General features: G+C 63.4%; 19 protein-coding genes. 3 read left to right on the top strand and 16 right to left on the bottom strand.

Annotation, left to right across the window (positions count from 1 at the left end; translation table 11 throughout):
* The 3 genes from plsX to EOB59_RS11495 form a co-directional block, all read right to left on the bottom strand.
* Positions 1–1,071, bottom strand: a complete 1,071-nt coding sequence (gene plsX / locus EOB59_RS11505; protein WP_128288397.1) for a phosphate acyltransferase PlsX — start codon at positions 1,069–1,071, stop codon at positions 1–3.
* 113 nt (positions 1,072–1,184) lie between these two features.
* Positions 1,185–1,733, bottom strand: a complete 549-nt coding sequence (locus EOB59_RS11500; RefSeq protein WP_128288396.1) for a DUF177 domain-containing protein — start codon at positions 1,731–1,733, stop codon at positions 1,185–1,187.
* Complete coding sequence (locus EOB59_RS11495; protein ID WP_128288395.1) at positions 1,730–2,278, bottom strand: ubiquinol-cytochrome C chaperone family protein; 549 nt, start codon at positions 2,276–2,278, stop codon at positions 1,730–1,732. Before EOB59_RS11495 ends, EOB59_RS11500 begins: the two co-directional genes overlap by 4 nt.
* A 114-nt stretch (positions 2,279–2,392) precedes the next feature.
* Here EOB59_RS11495 and EOB59_RS11490 point away from each other — a divergent pair, with 114 nt between their 5' ends.
* Positions 2,393–2,905 carry an outer membrane protein assembly factor BamE gene (locus EOB59_RS11490; RefSeq protein ID WP_127267855.1) on the top strand — a complete coding sequence of 171 codons (513 nt, stop codon included), beginning with the start codon at positions 2,393–2,395 and terminating at the stop codon, positions 2,903–2,905.
* A 279-nt stretch (positions 2,906–3,184) separates the two neighbouring features.
* Here EOB59_RS11490 and EOB59_RS11485 read toward each other — a convergent pair whose 3' ends face one another.
* A complete protein-coding gene (locus EOB59_RS11485; protein WP_127381998.1) occupies positions 3,185–5,326 on the bottom strand; it encodes a sodium-translocating pyrophosphatase in 2,142 nt (713 codons plus the stop codon).
* Positions 5,327–5,683: 357 nt separating this feature from the next.
* On the opposite strand from EOB59_RS11485, the gene EOB59_RS11480 reads away from it, so the two are divergent.
* Entirely contained in the window at positions 5,684–5,884 is a 201-nt protein-coding gene (locus tag EOB59_RS11480) for a type II toxin-antitoxin system HicB family antitoxin (protein ID WP_127329711.1), read from the top strand.
* Positions 5,881–6,075, top strand: a complete 195-nt coding sequence (locus tag EOB59_RS36180) for a hypothetical protein (protein ID WP_245486599.1) — start codon at positions 5,881–5,883, stop codon at positions 6,073–6,075. The genes EOB59_RS11480 and EOB59_RS36180 overlap by 4 nt, the downstream gene beginning before the upstream one ends.
* A 43-nt stretch (positions 6,076–6,118) precedes the next feature.
* Here the strand turns inward: EOB59_RS36180 and EOB59_RS11470 are convergent, their stop codons facing one another.
* From EOB59_RS11470 to glyA, 12 genes are all read right to left on the bottom strand, one after another.
* On the bottom strand, positions 6,119–6,868 hold the full coding sequence (locus EOB59_RS11470) for an ABC transporter permease (protein ID WP_128288394.1): 750 nt from the start codon (positions 6,866–6,868) through the stop codon (positions 6,119–6,121).
* Positions 6,865–7,803 (bottom strand): ABC transporter ATP-binding protein, encoded by a 939-nt coding sequence (locus tag EOB59_RS11465; protein ID WP_127267858.1) that lies wholly within the window; start codon positions 7,801–7,803, stop codon positions 6,865–6,867. Before EOB59_RS11465 ends, EOB59_RS11470 begins: the two co-directional genes overlap by 4 nt.
* A complete protein-coding gene (locus EOB59_RS11460) occupies positions 7,800–8,963 on the bottom strand; it encodes an ABC transporter permease (protein WP_128288393.1) in 1,164 nt (387 codons plus the stop codon). Before EOB59_RS11460 ends, EOB59_RS11465 begins: the two co-directional genes overlap by 4 nt.
* Positions 8,964–9,018: 55 nt before the next feature.
* A complete protein-coding gene (locus tag EOB59_RS11455) occupies positions 9,019–9,930 on the bottom strand; it encodes an ABC transporter substrate-binding protein (RefSeq protein ID WP_127397086.1) in 912 nt (303 codons plus the stop codon).
* A gap of 177 nt (positions 9,931–10,107) precedes the next feature.
* Positions 10,108–11,325 (bottom strand): MFS transporter, encoded by a 1,218-nt coding sequence (locus tag EOB59_RS11450; RefSeq protein ID WP_127397085.1) that lies wholly within the window; start codon positions 11,323–11,325, stop codon positions 10,108–10,110.
* A complete protein-coding gene (gene nusB, locus EOB59_RS11445; protein WP_127322245.1) occupies positions 11,322–11,822 on the bottom strand; it encodes a transcription antitermination factor NusB in 501 nt (166 codons plus the stop codon). The genes EOB59_RS11450 and nusB overlap by 4 nt, the downstream gene beginning before the upstream one ends.
* A complete protein-coding gene (gene ribH / locus EOB59_RS11440; RefSeq protein ID WP_127810701.1) occupies positions 11,819–12,313 on the bottom strand; it encodes a 6,7-dimethyl-8-ribityllumazine synthase in 495 nt (164 codons plus the stop codon). The genes nusB and ribH overlap by 4 nt, the downstream gene beginning before the upstream one ends.
* Before the next feature lie 256 nt (positions 12,314–12,569).
* Complete coding sequence (locus EOB59_RS11430; RefSeq protein WP_127810702.1) at positions 12,570–13,187, bottom strand: riboflavin synthase; 618 nt, start codon at positions 13,185–13,187, stop codon at positions 12,570–12,572.
* Positions 13,188–13,199: 12 nt separating this feature from the next.
* Positions 13,200–14,315, bottom strand: coding sequence for a bifunctional diaminohydroxyphosphoribosylaminopyrimidine deaminase/5-amino-6-(5-phosphoribosylamino)uracil reductase RibD (ribD, locus tag EOB59_RS11425; protein ID WP_127810703.1), 1,116 nt, complete (start codon positions 14,313–14,315; stop codon positions 13,200–13,202).
* Positions 14,316–14,317: 2 nt separating this feature from the next.
* A complete protein-coding gene (nrdR, locus tag EOB59_RS11420) occupies positions 14,318–14,797 on the bottom strand; it encodes a transcriptional regulator NrdR (RefSeq protein WP_023810227.1) in 480 nt (159 codons plus the stop codon).
* A gap of 157 nt (positions 14,798–14,954) precedes the next feature.
* On the bottom strand, positions 14,955–15,605 hold the full coding sequence (locus EOB59_RS11415) for a hypothetical protein (protein ID WP_127810704.1): 651 nt from the start codon (positions 15,603–15,605) through the stop codon (positions 14,955–14,957).
* 76 nt (positions 15,606–15,681) lie between these two features.
* Positions 15,682–16,995, bottom strand: coding sequence for a serine hydroxymethyltransferase (gene glyA / locus EOB59_RS11410; protein ID WP_013532252.1), 1,314 nt, complete (start codon positions 16,993–16,995; stop codon positions 15,682–15,684).
* Positions 16,996–17,132: the final 137 nt, after the last annotated feature.

Below are 17,132 nucleotides of genomic sequence, written 5' to 3'. Positions count from 1 at the left end.
CTATTCCTTTGCGTCGGTGACGACGTCGGATTTCCTAGATGACAGGGCACGCGGGTTGCGCGCATGAAACAGGTCCAGATCGGCCTCGATGCGGTCGAGGAGGTTGTTGCGGACCATGTCATAGCCGAGTTCGATCGCGGCGGCGAACCCGTCAGAATCAGCACCGCCATGGCTTTTGACGACGATGCCGCTCAACCCCAGGAAAACGCCGCCGTTGGAGCGGCCGACATCCATCTTTTCGCGCAGGCGATCGAAGGCGCCCTTGGCGAAGATGTAGCCGATCCTGGCCATCAGAGTCCGGCTCATCGCCGCGCGCAGATAGCCACCGATCTGGCGCACCGTGCCTTCCGCCGTCTTCAGCGCGATGTTGCCGGCAAAGCCTTCGGTGACGACGACGTCGACCACGCCCTTGCCGATATCGTCACCCTCGACGAAACCGTGATAGTTCATCGAGGCCATGTTGGCTTCGCGCAGCATGCGCCCGGCCTCCTTGACCTCTTCCTGGCCCTTGATCTCCTCGACGCCGACATTGAGCAGGCCGACGCTGGGCCGGGCTAGGCCGAAGACCGAGCGCGCCATGCCGGTGCCGAGAATGGCAAAATCAATGAGCTGTTGCGCATCGGCCCCAATGGTCGCGCCGACGTCCAGCACCACGCTTTCGCCGCGCAATGTCGGCCAAAGGGCTGCAATCGCCGGGCGATCGATGGTGGCCATGGTGCGCAGGCAAAATTTCGACATCGCCATCAGCGCGCCGGTGTTGCCGGCGGAAATGCAGGCGTCGGCCGTGCCGGCCTTGACCGCTTCGACGGCCTTCCACATCGATGACTTCCAGCGGCCGTGGCGCAGCGCCTGGCTCGGCTTGTCGTCCATCCTGACCGCAACTTCGCAATGGAAGAATTCGCTGATCTCGGCGAGCTTGGGAAATTTGGCAAGTTCGGGGCGCACGACTTCCTCACGCCCGAAGATGACGAAGCGGACGTCGGGACGACGGGTCGCGACCGTCATGAGCGCTGGTATGACCACGGCTGGTCCGTGATCGCCGCCCATGGCATCGATGGAAATCCTGATCACGCGGTATTTATCTCACGGTTAGGCGGCAGGTCGCTTGAGCGACCGCGAAGGTTCGGCGAAAATAACGGTTTTGGGCTGCCGCACAACCGACTTTTCCGTCGCGGGCGAGCTTTTCAGGATTTTCCCAGCAAGGATCGCAGTTTTTGCTGAAATTCATTCTCCGCCGGTTCGGTCTCGCTGCCGGCATTGAGCGATGCGCCCTGCTTACGCGGATAGGGGTCGATGGCGAGCCCGAAATACTGTTCGGCGAGTGCCCCGACATCGATCGTGTCACCGGAAAATGTCTCTGGACGGTCAGGGCCTTCCGCATCGAGCAGGATCTCGCCGCCACCATCGAAGCCCTGCCGTCCGAGCTTGGAATCCTCGGGCAGCAGCAGCGCTTCGACCGGTTCGTCGATATGCGCTTCGACAGGCTCGAGCGTGACGATGCAGGCCTGAGTGATGTCGGCCTCGACGCGGCCGCTGATCTTCACGCCATTGCGCTTCCACGACGCCACCAGAAGCTCGGCGCGATAGGATTCGACCGAAATCAGCCCGTGCTCCTCGGCCAGTGCCGCACGCTGTGCGGCATCGGCCTCGATAACCAGCGGCAGGCCATTCTGCGGCAGGCGCGTAATGTTGGCGCGGAAGGAGACCGGGCTTTGCGGGTCAACATGCTTCATTGTTCAACCTCCTTGGCGGCGGGAAAGGTCAGCGTGCCGGAGACAATCGATTCGGATGGCTGCGCGGCCAGATGACTGCGCGCGTCGGTAACATAGTTGGCCAGCAGCGATGCTTCCGCCCAGGCGCCCGCGTCGGGCCGGACATTGCGGGCAAGAGCCGCGGTCAGCCCTTCATGGTCGTTTCTTTCCAGGGCATCGTCATAGGCAGCGGTTCGGCCATAAAACATCTTTGCCAGCTTTTTCATGCGTTTGGGCACGCCAACGTCGCCAATGCCCAATTCCCGCAACGAATGGTCGACGTCAAGGAAGAACTCGTCGATCAGCACCTGGGCGACCTCCTGCGCCGCACCGCTCTCCCCGCGCAACCTGTGCTGGAACAGGAACATGTGCAGCGACAGCATCTCGAAACGGCCAAGCGGCGTATCTGGCACATTCCAGTGGGAATAAAACACAGTCTGCCGCGCCGCCGCCACGATTTGTGCGTAAAGCGCCTCGGTGATAGCGCGGTTGGCGTAGCGTTCGCGGCCAAAAAAGCGCTGGAACATTGGGGATGGTCTCCTGGGGACCGTTTGTTGAAGTGGGCTTGTTGCATCGGCAAGCAAGCTGGTTTACCGGTTTCGCGGCCCAGCGCAAGTTGCGGCCAGCTAATGGAGTTGTTGTTGCGCGCGCTGAATTTCAAGTCGACCTTCTCGTCCAGGCCCGCCGGCGCGATCTCGCTGCTGATGATCGTTTCGGCACTGTCCGCCTGCCACACCTCCAAGATGATGGGCGATCTCAGCCCGAGCGAGACGCTGACGCAAGGTTACGTCATAGACCAGCAGGCAATCGACCTGGTGCCGGTCGGTTCGAGCCGCGAGCAGGTGCTTCTGGCGCTCGGCACGCCGTCGACGACCGCGACCTTCGACAACGAGGCATTCTATTACATTTCGCAGACGCGCAAGCGCTACGTCGCCTTCGACAAGCCACGGCTCATTGACCAGCATGTGCTGGCTGTCTATTTCGGCGCCGATGGCCGTGTCACCCAGATCGCCAATTACGGGAAGAAGGATGGCAAGATGTTCGACTTCATCTCGCGCACCACACCGACCGGCGGCAAGGACCAGAACTTCCTCAGCCAGGTCATCAACGGTGCCAGCAAGCTGGCGCCCGGCATTCCCGGCGGCGGCGTCTAATTCCCTTCGGCTTCCATTCCCGGAAGCCTCGTCATCTCAGGCGACCAAAAACCCGCGGGAGCGATCCTGCGGGTTTTTGTTATGGGTCACCAGTCGGGCACGGCCACTGGCATGCTGCAGTGGCCACCACTGAAAACACGACGCTGGGTCCGGCATAAGGTGCCAGCGCACGCATTGCGAAGACCGGGCGAAAGCGAGCGCTGAAGGATAGTTTGGCTTTGCCTCAACAAAAAACCCGCGGGATCGCTCCCGCGGGTTTTTTTCGGGCTGAAGCCTTGATCAGCCGTGCGCGAGCACCGCCAGCAGCAAGAGCGCGACGATGTTGGTGATCTTGATCGCCGGGTTGACGGCCGGGCCAGCGGTGTCCTTGTAGGGATCGCCGACCGTGTCGCCGGTCACCGAAGCCTTGTGCGCCTCGGAACCCTTGAGATGCTTGACGCCGTCCTTGTCGACAAAGCCGTCTTCGAAGGACTTCTTGGCGTTGTCCCAGGCACCGCCACCAGAGGTCATCGAGATGGCGACGAACAGGCCGTTGACGATGACGCCGAGCAACGAGGCACCCAGCGCTGCAAAGGCGGACGCCTTCGAGCCCGAGATCAACAGCACGCCGAAATAGACCACGAGCGGTGCCAGCACCGGCAGCAGCGACGGGATGATCATCTCGCGGATCGCCGCCTTGGTCAGCAGATCGACCGCGCGTGCGTAGTTCGGCTTCGAGGTGCCGGCCATGATGCCCGGATCCTCGCGGAACTGCTTGCGCACTTCCTCGACGATGGCGCCCGCCGCGCGGCCGACGGCCGTCATGGCGATGCCGCCGAACAGATATGGGATCAAGCCGCCGAAGATCAGGCCGGCGACGACGTAGGGGTTGGAGAGATCGAAGGAGATCTCGCCCATGCCCTGGAAGTAGGGATATTTGTCGCCATTGGCGGCAAAGAACTTCAGGTCGTTCGAGTAGGCGGCAAACAGCACCAGTGCGCCGAGACCGGCCGAGCCGATGGCGTAGCCCTTGGTCACCGCCTTGGTGGTGTTGCCGACCGCGTCGAGCGCGTCGGTGGAGTGGCGCACTTCCTTGGGCAGGCCGGCCATTTCGGCAATGCCGCCGGCATTGTCGGTGACCGGGCCGAAGGCGTCGAGCGCAACGATCATGCCGGCAAGACCGAGCATCGTCGTGACCGCGATCGCCGTACCGAAGAGGCCGGCAAGCTGATAGGTCGAGATGATGCCGCCGACGATGACGATCGCCGGCAGCGCCGTCGATTCCAGCGAGACCGCAAGGCCCTGGATGACGTTGGTGCCGTGACCGGTGACCGACGCCTGAGCGATGGAGTTGACCGGGCGCTTGTTGGTGCCGGTGTAGTACTCGGTGATGACGACGATGAGACCGGTCACCACGAGGCCGATCAGGCCGCATATGAACAGGTTCTTGCCGGTGATGACCATGCCGGCGACTGTGCCGATCTCGCCCCAGCCGAGCGTCACCTGTGTGGCGACGCCGAGGCCGACGATGGACAGCAGGCCGGTGACGATCAGGCCCTTGTAGAGCGCGCCCATGATCGAGCCGTTGGAACCGAGCTTGACGAAGAAGGTGCCGACGATCGAGGTCAGGATGCAGGCGCCGCAGATGGCGAGCGGATAAAGCATGGCCGCACCCAGCACGGCGGTGCCGCCAAAGAAGATGGCAGCCAGAACCATGGTGGCGACGACGGTCACCGCATAGGTTTCGAACAGGTCAGCGGCCATGCCGGCGCAGTCGCCGACATTGTCGCCGACATTGTCGGCGATGGTGGCCGGGTTGCGCGGATCATCTTCGGGAATGCCGGCTTCGACCTTGCCGACGAGATCGCCGCCGACGTCGGCGCCCTTGGTGAAGATGCCGCCACCGAGACGAGCGAAGATCGAGATCAGCGATGCGCCGAAACCGAGCGAGACCAGCGAGTCGATGACGATGCGGTCATTGGGCTGGAGGCCCATGAAGTGGGTCAGGATGAGGTAGTAGATCGACACGCCGAGCAGGGCCAGGCCAGCAACCAGCATGCCGGTGATGGCGCCCGATTTGAACGCGATGTCGAGGCCGGCAGCGAGGCTGTTCGATGCGGCCTGCGCCGTACGAACGTTGGCGCGAACGGAGACATGCATGCCGATGAAGCCGGCGGCGCCCGAAAGCACCGCACCGATCAGGAAGCCGATCGCGGCGGTGATGGACAGCAGCCACCAGGCGAGCACGAGGACGACGACGCCAACGATGGCGATGGTGGTGTATTGACGCGCCAGATAGGCTTGTGCGCCCTCGCGGATAGCCGCGGAGATTTCCTGCATGCGTGCATTGCCTTGATCGGCCGCAAGGACCGAACGTGTCGCCCAGATGGCGTAAAGGATTGAAAGCAGGCCGCAGGCGATGACGGCGGAAATAATTGTCATTGCCGGATTTTCCTCGATTGATGGCCCAAAAGAACCCCTCCCTGGGCCGTTGAGACAAAGACCGGATTCCGCGCACGGAATCCGCCTCTTCGCATCGGTGTATGCGAAACAGGGCTGCGAACGTCAAGATATTGTTCGGTTTTTGCCCGGCTTTCGCCTAAATGGTTTAGACGGCGGCGTGCTTGGCAATGATGTCGCCTGATTAGATCGATTGAAATGACGCTGCGGCACTGAGCTGTCAGCTCCTCCCACCCGATCCGCTAGCGACGTGGAGCGTGAACGCGTCCGCCGGCGCCTATGCTTCTTTGCAAAGACCTGTAGGGTAGCCTATCTTCAGGATGGAACCGGAGCTAGCCTATGAATTTCAAAGCTATTATCCACGAAGCCGACGAAGGCGGGTTCTGGGCAGAGGTGCCGGCAATTCCGGGCTGCGCGACCCAGGGCGAAACCATGGAAGAACTTGTCCAGAATTTGCGTGAAGCGATCGAAGGCTGCCTCTCAGTAGAGCCGCTGTCATTCACGTCGGAGCCTGGGCGGATCGTGGAAATCGCTGTTTGAAGTCCATTTCCGGCAAGGAATTTGCGCGTGCCGTCGAACGGCAAGGCTGGAAGCTTTTGCGCATCGCCGGAAGCTTTTGCGCATCGCCGGAAGCCACCACATCTATGGCAAGCAGGGAAGCATTGTTCGGCTTTCAATCCCTATTCATGCCAATAAACCGCTCAAAACCGGACTTCTACGACATCTCCTAGCGCTCGCTGAAATGAACGAGCGCGATATCTGAGATACTGTCGACTATTCGGCCTCTCTGCCCATGCGGCGCGCCGTGTAGCGCTCGATCGCCGACAGACCGTCATAGATCAGCACGGCAAGCGCTGCCACAATCAGGCCGCCTTGCAGGATGAAGGCGAGATTGTTGGACAACAGCCCGGCGATGATCACTTCGCCCAGCGTTTTGGCTGCCACGGTCGAACCGATGGTCGCGGTGGCAAGACTGATCACCACCGACAGCCTGATGCCGCCGAGAATGATCGGGGCGCTGAGCGGCAGCTCGACCTTGGTGAGCCTTTGCCAACCGGTCATGCCGGCGCCGCGCGCCGCCTCGACGACATTGGCCGGCAGCGTCGTCAGGCCGGTCAGTGCATTCTCGAAAATCGGCAGCAGGCCATAGAGAAACAGGGCGATCAGTGTCGGCTTCTCGCCGAAGCCGACGGCCGGTACGGCAAGCGCCAGCACCGCCACCGGCGGAAAGGTCTGACCGATGTTGACGAGGCTGCGCGATAGCGGCAGGAATTCAACACCGACCGGCCTGGTGACCAGGACGGCAAGCGCCACCGCAACGATGGTTGCCGCCACGGTGGCGATCAGAACCGTGCGTAAGTGCAGCAGGGTCAGCGTCAGCAGACTGCCCTGGTTGTAGATCACCGGCGCGTTGTTTTCGGTCAGCGGCTTCAGCAGCGGCACGAACCACCCGGGATTGGTGACGAAGGCGACAAGCAGCACCACCAATGCTAGCCTGAGCAGCGATGGAAGCCAGGCCTTCATGCCGGCCTCGCCGCACGCTTCACCAGCCCTTCGACGGTCACGCGGCCAAGCGGCTTGCCGTCGGCGCCTTTGACCGGCAGCGCCGGCCGGCCCGACCACAACAATTCGGCCAGCGCGTCGCGCTGGCTCGCATCGCCGGGGATCGCCTCACCTTCGGCGGAGCCCTTCTCCACGGCATCGCGGACCCGGCCGAGCGACAGCAACCGGAACGGCCTTTCGCTGGCGCCAACCAGGGTCTCGACGAAGGCGCTTGCCGGCTTTGCCAGGATCTCGGCCGGCTTGGCGTATTGCACCAGCTTGCCGGCATCCATGACCGCGATCTTGTCGCCCATATGCACGGCCTCTTCCATGTCGTGGGTGACGAGGATGATGGTGGTGCCGAAGCGCTTCTGGATCGCCAGCAGATCTTCCTGCGCCTTGGTGCGGATGATCGGGTCGAGGGCGCCGAACGGTTCGTCCATCAACAGCACGTTGGGTTCGGCGGCGAGTGCGCGGGCAACACCGACGCGCTGCTGCTGGCCGCCGGACAGTTCGTGCGGGTAGCGAGGCCCGAAGGCTTCGGGATCGAGCTGATAGAGCGTCATCAACTCGTCGACCCGGGCCTTGATACGGTCCTTGTCCCAGCCAAGCAGCACCGGCACGGTGGCAATGTTCTGTGCCACCGTGCGATGCGGAAACAGGCCGTGGCCCTGGATAGCGTAGCCGATGCTGCGGCGCAGCTCGTAGCCGGGCAGCGAACGATTGTCGGCGCCGTCGAGCTTGATGATGCCCGAAGTCGGCTCGACCAGCCGGTTGATCATGCGCAGCAGCGTCGTCTTGCCGGAACCGGACGTGCCGACAATGACGGCGATGGTGCGCGGCTCGATGACCATCGACACGTCATCGACCACGGTCGTCGCGTCATAGCGCTTGGTGATGCCTTCGATCTCGATCATGCCGTTTCAACCCTGCGCCTGGTGGCGGTCATTTCGATCACCGCATCGAGGATGATGGCGGCGGCAAAGGCGAGCGCGACCGTTGGCACCGCGCCAAGCAGCACAAGGTCCATCGCCGTCTGGCCCACACCCTGGAAGACGAACACGCCGAAACCGCCGCCGCCGATCAGCGCGGCAATGGTGGCGAGGCCGATGTTCTGCACCAAGACGATGCGGATGCCGGTGAGGATGACAGGAAAAGCCAGCGGAAACTCGACGCCGAACAGGCGCTGCCTGTCGGTCATGCCCATGCCGCGCGCGGCGTCGTTGGCGGCGCGCGGCACGCCGGCGAGACCGACCACGGTGTTGGCCACTACCGGCAGCAGCGAGTAAAGGAACAGCGCCACAAAAGCCGGTGCGGTGCCGATGCCGCGAATGCCGAGCGCGGCAGCTCCCGGCACATGCGTGGCAACCCAGCCGAGCGGCGCGATCAAAAGGCCGAACAGCGCGATCGAGGGAATGGTCTGGATGATGTTGAGCACGTTGAGAACGCCGGCGCGCAGACTTTCGACACGATGGCAGAGAATGCCGAGTGGCAGGCCGACGACCATCGCCGCAAGCAGCGACCCTAGCGCCAGCGTTACATGCTTGGAGCCCTCTACCCAGAAACTGCCGGCGCGGTTGAAATATTCCTTCAGGATCGACAGATTGTCCCAGCTTCCCGAAATCAACAGCAGCCCGATCGCCAAAGCCGCGACCACAAGCACGCCAACCCGCGCCAATGGCGACAGGTTCAGCCTTGTCAGCACGTCGGCGAGCAAAAGCGTGAAGGCAAAGATCAGAATCCAGAAACCGGAGGCTGGCGAAACTCTGGCGAAGGTGTTGCCCGCCGGCGTGAGAAATGTTCCGGCGACACCGATCAGCAGCGCAAGCGCGGCAAGCGCCATCACGCTGGCGGCAAGGCGCAGCACAAGTGGTGTCTTGAACAGCGCAATGAGTGCTGCGGCGACAATGATGGCGAGCAGCAGCGTTCCGGTCGTTGCCGGCAGCGCATCGAGAATCGAGCGCGCCTGGCCGGGGACGATGCGGTTGGCACGGAACGTGGCAAAGGGGGCGGCGAAGGCCGCATATGCTGATATCGCGGCGATGACCACGCCGAGCTTGTCGAAGCGGCTGTTCACGCTCTGCCCCGTCAGTCGATCCGGCGCGCCACGAAAGCGACGCGCCGGAATCCTCCTACTTCAGGAAGCCGTTCTTCTTCAGGAAGTCCTCGGCGACGCCCTTGACCGGCTCGCCGCCGACCTGCACGCGACCGTTCAGCTCCTGCAGCGTGACGAGGTCGAGCTTGGCGAAGACCGGCTTCAGCAGCGTCTCGATCTCGGGATGCTCCTTCAGCACCGCTTCGCGGATGATCGGCGCCGGCTGGTAGACCGGCTGCACGCCCTTGTCGTCGTCGAGCACGACGAGCCCGGACGGTGCGATGCCGCCATCGGTGCCGTAGACCATGGCCGCATTGGCGCCGTTGGTCTGGTTGGCGGCCGCGGCAATGGTTGCCGCCGTGTCGCCGCCCGAGAGCGTGATCAGCTGGTCCGGCTTCAGCGTGAAGCCATAGGTGGTCTGGAAGGCCGGCAGTGCAGCCGCCGAATTGACGAACTCGGCGGAAGCCGCCAGCACCACCTGTCCGCCGCCCGCGACATATTTGCCGAAATCGGTGAGCGTGGCGAGCTTGTTGGTTTCGACGACTTCCTTGCGCAGCGCGATCGCCCAGGTGTTGTTGGCGGGCGACGGCGACAGCCAGACGATCTTGTTGGCGTCGTAGTCGAGCTTCTTGGCCGTTTCATAGGCCTTGGCGGCGTCTTTCCAGACCGGGTCGTCGGCCTTTTCGAAGAAGAAAGCGGCGTTGCCGGTATATTCGGGATAGATGTCGATCTCGCCGGCGGTGATCGCCTTGCGCACCACCGGCGTGCCACCGAGCTGGATACGGTCCGATGTCTTGATGTTGTTGGCGTTGAGCACGAGCTGGATGATGTTACCGAGCACGCCGCCCTCTGTGTCGATCTTGGAAGAGACAACCACCTGAGCATTGGCGGAAGCCACCGTGATGCCGAGCGCCAATGCCGCGCCGGCCAGAAACTTGACTGAAAACATTGTGAAACCCCTTGCTATGAACCGAAACGCGGTGACCGCATATGAGCATGGCTTCAACGGCCAGTCGGGGCACACGGTTTCATAACAGTAGGTACAGACGCAATATTTTTGTTCCGAAGCGGTAAATTCGGCCGACATCGTGCTGACAGCGCCGTGTCAGGTGAAACGGCGGATGGATCAGGCTTCAGCTTTGCGCAAGCTCGTCAGCTTGAGCGCGCCGAGCGCCACGAAGCACAGGACGGTGACCGGAAAGACTATCCAGTTCAGCATCTCCCAGCCCCAGGCGTTGTAGACCATGCCCGACATCAGCGAGGCGCAGGCGACGGAGCCGAACAGGACGAAGTCGTGGAAGCCTTGCACCTTGCCCTTTTCCGACGGCCGGTAGGTGGCGGCAACCATCGCGGTCGCGCCGATGAAGCCGAAGTTCCAGCCAAGGCCCAGCAGGATCAGCGACGTCCAGAACTGCCACAGCGCCAGGCCGGACAGAGCGACAATGGCGCAGCCGATGAGCAGGATCAGGCCGGTGGCCACAATGCGTTCGGCGCCGAAGCGATGGATCAGCGAGCCGGTGAAGAAGCTTGGCGCGAACATCGCCATGACGTGCCAGGAGATGCCGAGCGTCGCGTCGTTTTCCGAAAGGCCGCAACCGACCATGGCCAGCGGTGCGCCCGTCATGACGAAGCTCATCAGCGCATAGCTGCCGACCGCGCAGAAAAGCGCGGCGACGAAACGCGGCTGCGTGATGATTTCAGCCAGTGGTCTGGCGTCGCTGTCGGCGATCTCCACCTTGCCGGATGCTTTCGCCGGCAGCCGCAGGAACGACAGGATGATGGCGCCGACGGCGGCCAGCGGCAGGATGGAGATGAACGAACCGGCAAACATGACCGGCGCAAGCAATTCGCGGGTGAAGATGACGATCTGCGGCCCGAGGATGGCGGTGACGACGCCGCCGGCCAGCACGAAGGAGATGGCGCGCGCCTTGAATTCAGGCGGTGCGTTGTCGGCGGCGGCAAAGCGGAACTGCTGGACGAAGGCGCCGCCGACACCGATCGTGAGCAAGCCGAAGGCAAACAGCCAGAAGCCGCCCTGAAAAAGCGCCAAGGAGGCGATCAGGCCACCAAGCGCCGTGACGATCGTGCCGGTCATGAAGCCGCTTCGCTGGCCCATGCTGCGGACGATGGCCGCTGCAGGCAGCGCGCCGAGCGCCACGCCGATGTTGAAGCCGGTGATCGGCGCTGTCGCCAATGACTTGTCGGGACCAAGCAGATATTGCCCGGCCAGCGCGCCCACGGAGATGGCGATGGGGGCCGCCGAGCCGATGATCGCCTGCGAGGCGGCGAGGATCAGCGCGGTGCGGCGCGCCTCCTGACCGGTCTCGAGGGCGATCGCCGTCATGATGCGTCCTTGCCGCGCCCCTCGCCACGCACCCGGCGAGACACACGGTCGAGCACGGCATTGACCAGCTTCGGCTCGTCTTCCTCGTAGAAGGCCTTGGCGATGTCGACATATTCGGAGACGATGACGGCGACGGGGACATCCTCGCGCTTCATCAGTTCGTAGACGCCGGCGCGCAGGATGGCGCGCAGCGTCGAATCCAGCCGCGACAGGGGCCAGTCCTCGGTCAGCGCCTGGCGGATGATCGGATCGATGGTCTTCTGGTTCTCGACGACACCCGCCAGGATGGCGCGAAACCATTGCGCATCGGCCTCGCGATAGAGCGCGCCGTCAACTTCCTTGCCGAGACGAAAGGCCTCATATTCGGCGGTGATCTCGAAGACACCGCTGCCGGCGACATCCATCTGATAGAGCGCCTGCACGGCGGCCAGACGGGCAGCGCCGCGCTTGTTGGCGTGGCGCACCGTGGGCTGGCCGGGCGAAGCGGGTTCGCTCACGATCGCGCTCCCAATTGTTCCTTGAGGGCAATCATGGTCAGCGCCGCACGCGCGGCAAAGCCGCCCTTGTCGCCTTCCGAGCGCTTGGCGCGAGTCCAGGCCTGGGCGTCATTCTCGGTGGTGAGGATGCCGTTGCCGATGCAGACAGAGTCCTGCACGCTCAAATCCATGAGCGCTCGGCTGGATTCATTGGCGACAATGTCGAAATGATAGGTGTCGCCGCGGACGACGGTGCCGAGCGCGACAAAGCCGTCATAATGTGTGCCGCCTTCCGTTGCGCCGTCCAGTGCAAAGGTGATCACCGCGGGGATCTCGAGCGAACCTGGAACGGTGATGACATCATAAGTCGCGCCCGCTTCATCGAGCGCGCTTGTCGCGCCATCGAGCAGCGCGTCAGCAAGGTCGTCATGAAAGCGCGCTTCGACAATGAGCAGATGCGCCTTCGCCTTCGGACGAATGAAGGCTTTGCCGTGTTGGGATGTACCAGCCATAAAAGTCTCCGGGGAGTTGCCGGTGACTTAGGCCGAAGCCGGGTTCATCGCAAGCGAAGATGTTGCGCACGCCCGGTTTGCCGACCTATTCAGGTTCACCAACCTCGTTTTTGAGATGGCCGTCGAGGCTCTCAACCCAAGCCAGCACGGCCTGATGATCAATCACACGACCAGCGTCCACATCGGCCAGAGCCTCGAGCGTCCGTCGCCGGTATTCCCCCTTCCGGTACAGCCGAGATCCGTCTATTCCTGACCATCAAAGCCCCTCTTTCGTCGCCTCCACCAGCCGCGCCGCGTAGCGGGCCATGGTGTCGATCTCGAGATTGACGCGGTCACCGACCTTGCGCTCACCCCAAGTGGTCACGGTCAGCGAATGGTGGATCAAAAGCACGTCGAAGCGCGCGCCTTCGACCTTGTTGACGGTGAGCGAGGTGCCGTCGAGCGCGACCGATCCCTTGGGCGCAATGAACTTCGCCAGGTCGCGCGGCGCCTCCAGCGTGAAGCGCACCGCGTCGCCCTCATCCTTGCGCTCGACGATTTCGGCCATGCCGTCGACATGGCCCGAAACGATGTGGCCGCCGAGTTCGTCGCCGATCTTCAGCGCCCGCTCGAGATTGACTTTGGTGCCGGATTTCCAGCCCGAGGCCGTGGTCAGCCGCAAGGCTTCCTCCCATGCTTCAACCTCGAACCAGCGCGCATTCGAGCCGCTGTCGGGCAAGGCCGTCACCGTCAGGCAGACGCCGCCGCAGGAGATCGAGGCGCCGATGGCGATGGTCTGCGGGTCATAGGCTGTGTCGATGCGCAGCCCCACCCCTTCCCTGAGCGGCTTGACGGAAGCGACAGTGCCGACATCGGTGACAATTCCGGTAAACATCGGTGTTGATCCCTAGAGGTCTCTTATCCACTCGGCGTAGCTGTCTTCGCCGAAACGCATGTCGCGCAGCTTGCGAAATCCTGCCGGGATATGGTCGGCGTCGATTGGCGATGCAATGCCGTCGTCGCCGATCGCTTCCGGCCCCTGGAACAGCACAATGCGGTCGACCAGCCCATCGGCCAGGAAGGCGCTCGCCACCCTGGCGCCGCCCTCGACCAGCACGCTGGCCATGCCGAGCGCGGCCAGATCCTCGAGTAGTTCCGGCAAGGCTACGCCGCCCTCGTGCGTTTCCGTGCCGATGAAGCGGACGCCGGCGCGTTCGAGTGCTGCGCGCCGCAGCGGATCGGCCTCCAGGCAGGCGGCGACATAGAGCGGCACCCGGTCGACGCCCGAAACCAGCTTCGAGGCCTCCGGCAACCGGATCTGGCGGTCGAGCACGATGCGGGCAGGCGAACGGTTCTCCAGCCCCGGCAAACGCACCGTCAGGGCCGGATCGTCCTCAAGGGCCGTGCCGATACCAACCAGTATGCCATCCGCCTCGGCCCGCATCAGATACACTTCGCGGCGCGCGATATCTCCGGTGATCGACACCTGCCCACCGCCTTCCCTGCCGATCTTTCCGTCGCTGGAAAGCGCAAGCTTGAGAACCACTTCTGGGCGTTTTCTCAACGAACGAATCAAATAGCCGGCCATCTGCTCGGAGGCTTGCTCGGCCAACACCTTCTCGACCACCTCGACACCGGCGGCACGCAGGATCGCGTAGCCCTTGCCGGACACGCGCGAATCGGGATCGCTGGCCGCACCGACGACGCGCGCGACACCGGCATTGACCAGCGCATTGGCGCAAGGCGGCGTGCGGCCGTGATGGGCGCAAGGCTCCAGCGTGACGTAAGCGGTGGCGCCGCGCGCGAGCTCGCCGGCCTCGGCCAGGGCCTCGGTCTCGGCATGCGGGCGGCCGCCGACAGCGGTGACGCCGGTGCCGACGATCATCGGACCGTTGCCGTCATCGCGTACGATCAGCGTGCCGACGGACGGGTTGGTCGCGGTGCGCCCGGCATTTTTTCGCGACAGTCTGAGTGCCGCCGCCATGAAGCGGCGATCAAGGGCGGCCTGTTCGCTTGCAGTCATGCTCAGCTGGCTTCCTCTTCACCCTTGATTTCGTCGCCCTTGAGCTCGCCCAGCAATTCATGGAAATCCTTGGCCTCGCGAAAATTGCGGTAGACCGAGGCAAAGCGGACATAGGCGACGTCGTCGAGCGACTTCAGCGCTTCCATGACCAGCCGGCCGACTTCTCCCGAAGCAACCTCCGTCTCGCCGGAACTTTCGAGTTGGCGCACGATGCCGGTCACCGCGCGGTCGATGCGCTCGGGATCGACATTGCGCTTGCGCACGGCGATCTCCACGGAGCGCAGCAACTTGTCGCGGTCGAAGGGCACTTTGCGGCCCGATTTCTTGACCACGACGAGGTCGCGCAACTGCACGCGCTCGAAGGTGGTGAAGCGACCGCCGCAATCGGGGCAGACACGCCGCCTGCGGATCGCCGCGCCATCCTCTGCGGGGCGCGAATCCTTCACCTGCGTATCTTCTGACTGGCAATAGGGACAGCGCATGGAGAAGCCTTTGGTTGGCGAATCTGGTGAAGCGAAAGGCTTAGAGGTTTTTGCAGCGATGGCAAAGTGTCGCCAACAGCCCCTTGCGCTTCAGAGATAGCGAGGCGCAAGCAGGATTGCCAGCCTCGCCAGGCAGCCGCACCGCGTACCGATGTTTTCAGGGAGCTACGTCGGCGGTCGGGAATCCGCACGATGCACCGAGGCTGCGATAGGCCTTGGTGAAGCCATCCATGGATATGCTTCCAACAGGTGCGTCGCCAAAGGAGACATCAAGTACCGATGCCCGGCGCATGGCGCGCAGGAGCGCCAGGCTGATCTTGGCCTGATTGTCCACGGTCCAGCTGAGCCGGCCGTTGACGGCGCCATCGGAATGGAGTTTGGCGGCGACACGGCCCTTGTCATCGCCGAAGGTGGCGGCAATCGACTTGCCGGCCGGCAGACCCTTGTTGTCGACGGCGATGGTTATGGAGGGGTAGGCATCCGGCGGCAGTGCATCGCCGTTCGTGATGACGAGCGTCAAGGTACCGGGCACGCCGCCCGCGCCGATAAAGGCGGTCGAGGCAGCGCAGGTCTTGCGCAGATCCTCACCGGTGTCGACCTCGTCGACCAGGGTCGACCATCTGCCGAACGTTTCGAGCTTGGGTGCCGCCTGGGCGGGCGCCGCCGGCTCGGCCTGAGGTGCGGGTTGCGCGGGCGCGGGTTGAGCAGAGGCGGTTTGCGCCAAGGCGACGCCGGGGAAAGGCACGGCGATCAAAGCGGCCAGAGCGCCAACGGCACCAAGGTTGGCGAAACGAAACGGTCGCATCATCAAGGCTCCTGCCGGTCGCCCCGGCCTGCTGAAACGACGCTTGTCGTTGCAGCAGGCGGTAAGCCTTCCTATCGCCTCAGCCGAGATAGGGATAGAGCGGGAAGCGATCGGTCAGCGCCACGACCTTGGCCTTGACCGCAGCTTCGACAGCGGCATTGCCCTCGTCGGAATTCGCAACCTTGAGACCGTCCAGCACTTCGGCGATCAGCTTGCCGATCTCGCGGAATTCGGCCTGGCCGAAGCCGCGCGTGGTGCCGGCCGGGGTGCCGAGACGCACGCCCGAGGTGACGAAAGGCTTTTCCGGGTCGAACGGGATGCCGTTCTTGTTGCAGGTGATGTTGGCGCGGCCAAGCGCCGCCTCGGCGCGCTTGCCGGTGGCGTTCTTGGGCCTGAGGTCGACCAGCATGAGATGGTTGTCGGTGCCGCCGGAGACGATGTCGAGACCGGTCTCCTTGAGGCTGGAGGCCAACGCCTTGGCGTTGGCGGCAACGCTCTCGGCATAAACCTTGAAGCTTGGCTTCAGCGCTTCGCCGAAAGCGACAGCCTTGGCAGCGATGACATGCATCAGCGGGCCGCCCTGCAAGCCGGGGAACACCGCCGAATTCATCTTCTTGGCGATGTCCTCGTCATTGCACAGGATCATGCCGCCGCGCGGGCCGCGCAGCGATTTGTGCGTCGTGGTGGTCACGACATGGGCATGCGGCAGCGGCGACGGATGCACGCCGCCGGCGACGAGGCCGGCGATGTGCGCCATGTCGACCATAAGATAGGCGCCGACCGCGTCGGCGATCTCGCGAAAACGCTTCCAGTCCCAGACGCGCGAATAGGCGGTGCCGCCGGCAAGGATCAGCTTCGGCTTGGTCTCATGCGCGGTCTTCTCGATGGCGTCCATGTCGAGCAGATGGTCGTCCTGGCGCACGCCATAGGACACGACCTTGAACCATTTGCCGCTCATGTTGACCGGCGAACCGTGGGTCAGATGGCCGCCGGAATTGAGGTCGAGGCCCATGAACGTGTCGCCCGGCTGCAAAAGCGCCAGGAACACGGCCTGGTTCATCTGGCTGCCGGAATTCGGCTGGACGTTGGCGAAGTTGCAGCCGAACAGCTTCTTGGCGCGCTCGATGGCCAGTTCCTCGGCCACGTCGACGAACTGGCAGCCGCCATAGTAGCGTTTACCCGGATAGCCCTCGGCGTACTTGTTGGTCATGATCGAGCCCTGCGCTTCAAGCACGGCGCGGGAAACAATGTTTTCCGAGGCGATCAGCTCGATCTCGTGGCGCTGGCGACCGAGTTCGTTGCGGATGGCGCCGAAAATCTCCGGATCGGCATCGGCCAGCGTGGTTTCGAAGAAGGATTCGAATTTGTTCGACACTGCCGCTGCTGTTGCCATGGCCTGAAATCCTCGAGGTTCGGGGGCAATTTTTGATTTATGCATGTCGTTGTCCCAAAACCGCTGCACACTTTTGGGCGACATGCATTTGCCGCGCCATTAACACAGTTGTTTTCGCCCCGCCACGTTTGCGGCGC

Origin of the sequence: Mesorhizobium sp. M7A.F.Ca.MR.176.00.0.0 (assembly GCF_004023165.1) — a bacterium.
Lineage (GTDB): Bacteria > Pseudomonadota > Alphaproteobacteria > Rhizobiales > Rhizobiaceae > Mesorhizobium.
This window is presented reverse-complemented; position numbering and strand designations above follow the sequence as displayed.

Bases quoted from the DNA above. Each gene is read 5' to 3' on its own strand.
- EOB59_RS11500 (WP_128288396.1), bottom strand. From the start codon at position 1,733: ATGAAGCATGTTGACCCGCAAAGCCCGGTCTCCTTCCGCGCCAACATT.
- EOB59_RS11495 (WP_128288395.1), bottom strand. From the start codon at position 2,278: ATGTTCCAGCGCTTTTTTGGCCGCGAACGCTACGCCAACCGCGCTATC.
- EOB59_RS11485 (WP_127381998.1), bottom strand. From the start codon at position 5,326: ATGACAATTATTTCCGCCGTCATCGCCTGCGGCCTGCTTTCAATCCTT.
- EOB59_RS11480 (WP_127329711.1), top strand. From the start codon at position 5,684: ATGAATTTCAAAGCTATTATCCACGAAGCCGACGAAGGCGGGTTCTGG.
- EOB59_RS11470 (WP_128288394.1), bottom strand. From the start codon at position 6,868: ATGAAGGCCTGGCTTCCATCGCTGCTCAGGCTAGCATTGGTGGTGCTG.
- EOB59_RS11465 (WP_127267858.1), bottom strand. From the start codon at position 7,803: ATGATCGAGATCGAAGGCATCACCAAGCGCTATGACGCGACGACCGTG.
- EOB59_RS11455 (WP_127397086.1), bottom strand. From the start codon at position 9,930: ATGTTTTCAGTCAAGTTTCTGGCCGGCGCGGCATTGGCGCTCGGCATC.
- EOB59_RS11450 (WP_127397085.1), bottom strand. From the start codon at position 11,325: ATGACGGCGATCGCCCTCGAGACCGGTCAGGAGGCGCGCCGCACCGCG.
- ribH (WP_127810701.1), bottom strand. From the start codon at position 12,313: ATGGCTGGTACATCCCAACACGGCAAAGCCTTCATTCGTCCGAAGGCG.
- EOB59_RS11430 (WP_127810702.1), bottom strand. From the start codon at position 13,187: ATGTTTACCGGAATTGTCACCGATGTCGGCACTGTCGCTTCCGTCAAG.
- ribD (WP_127810703.1), bottom strand. From the start codon at position 14,315: ATGACTGCAAGCGAACAGGCCGCCCTTGATCGCCGCTTCATGGCGGCG.
- nrdR (WP_023810227.1), bottom strand. From the start codon at position 14,797: ATGCGCTGTCCCTATTGCCAGTCAGAAGATACGCAGGTGAAGGATTCG.
- EOB59_RS11415 (WP_127810704.1), bottom strand. From the start codon at position 15,605: ATGATGCGACCGTTTCGTTTCGCCAACCTTGGTGCCGTTGGCGCTCTG.
- glyA (WP_013532252.1), bottom strand. From the start codon at position 16,995: ATGGCAACAGCAGCGGCAGTGTCGAACAAATTCGAATCCTTCTTCGAA.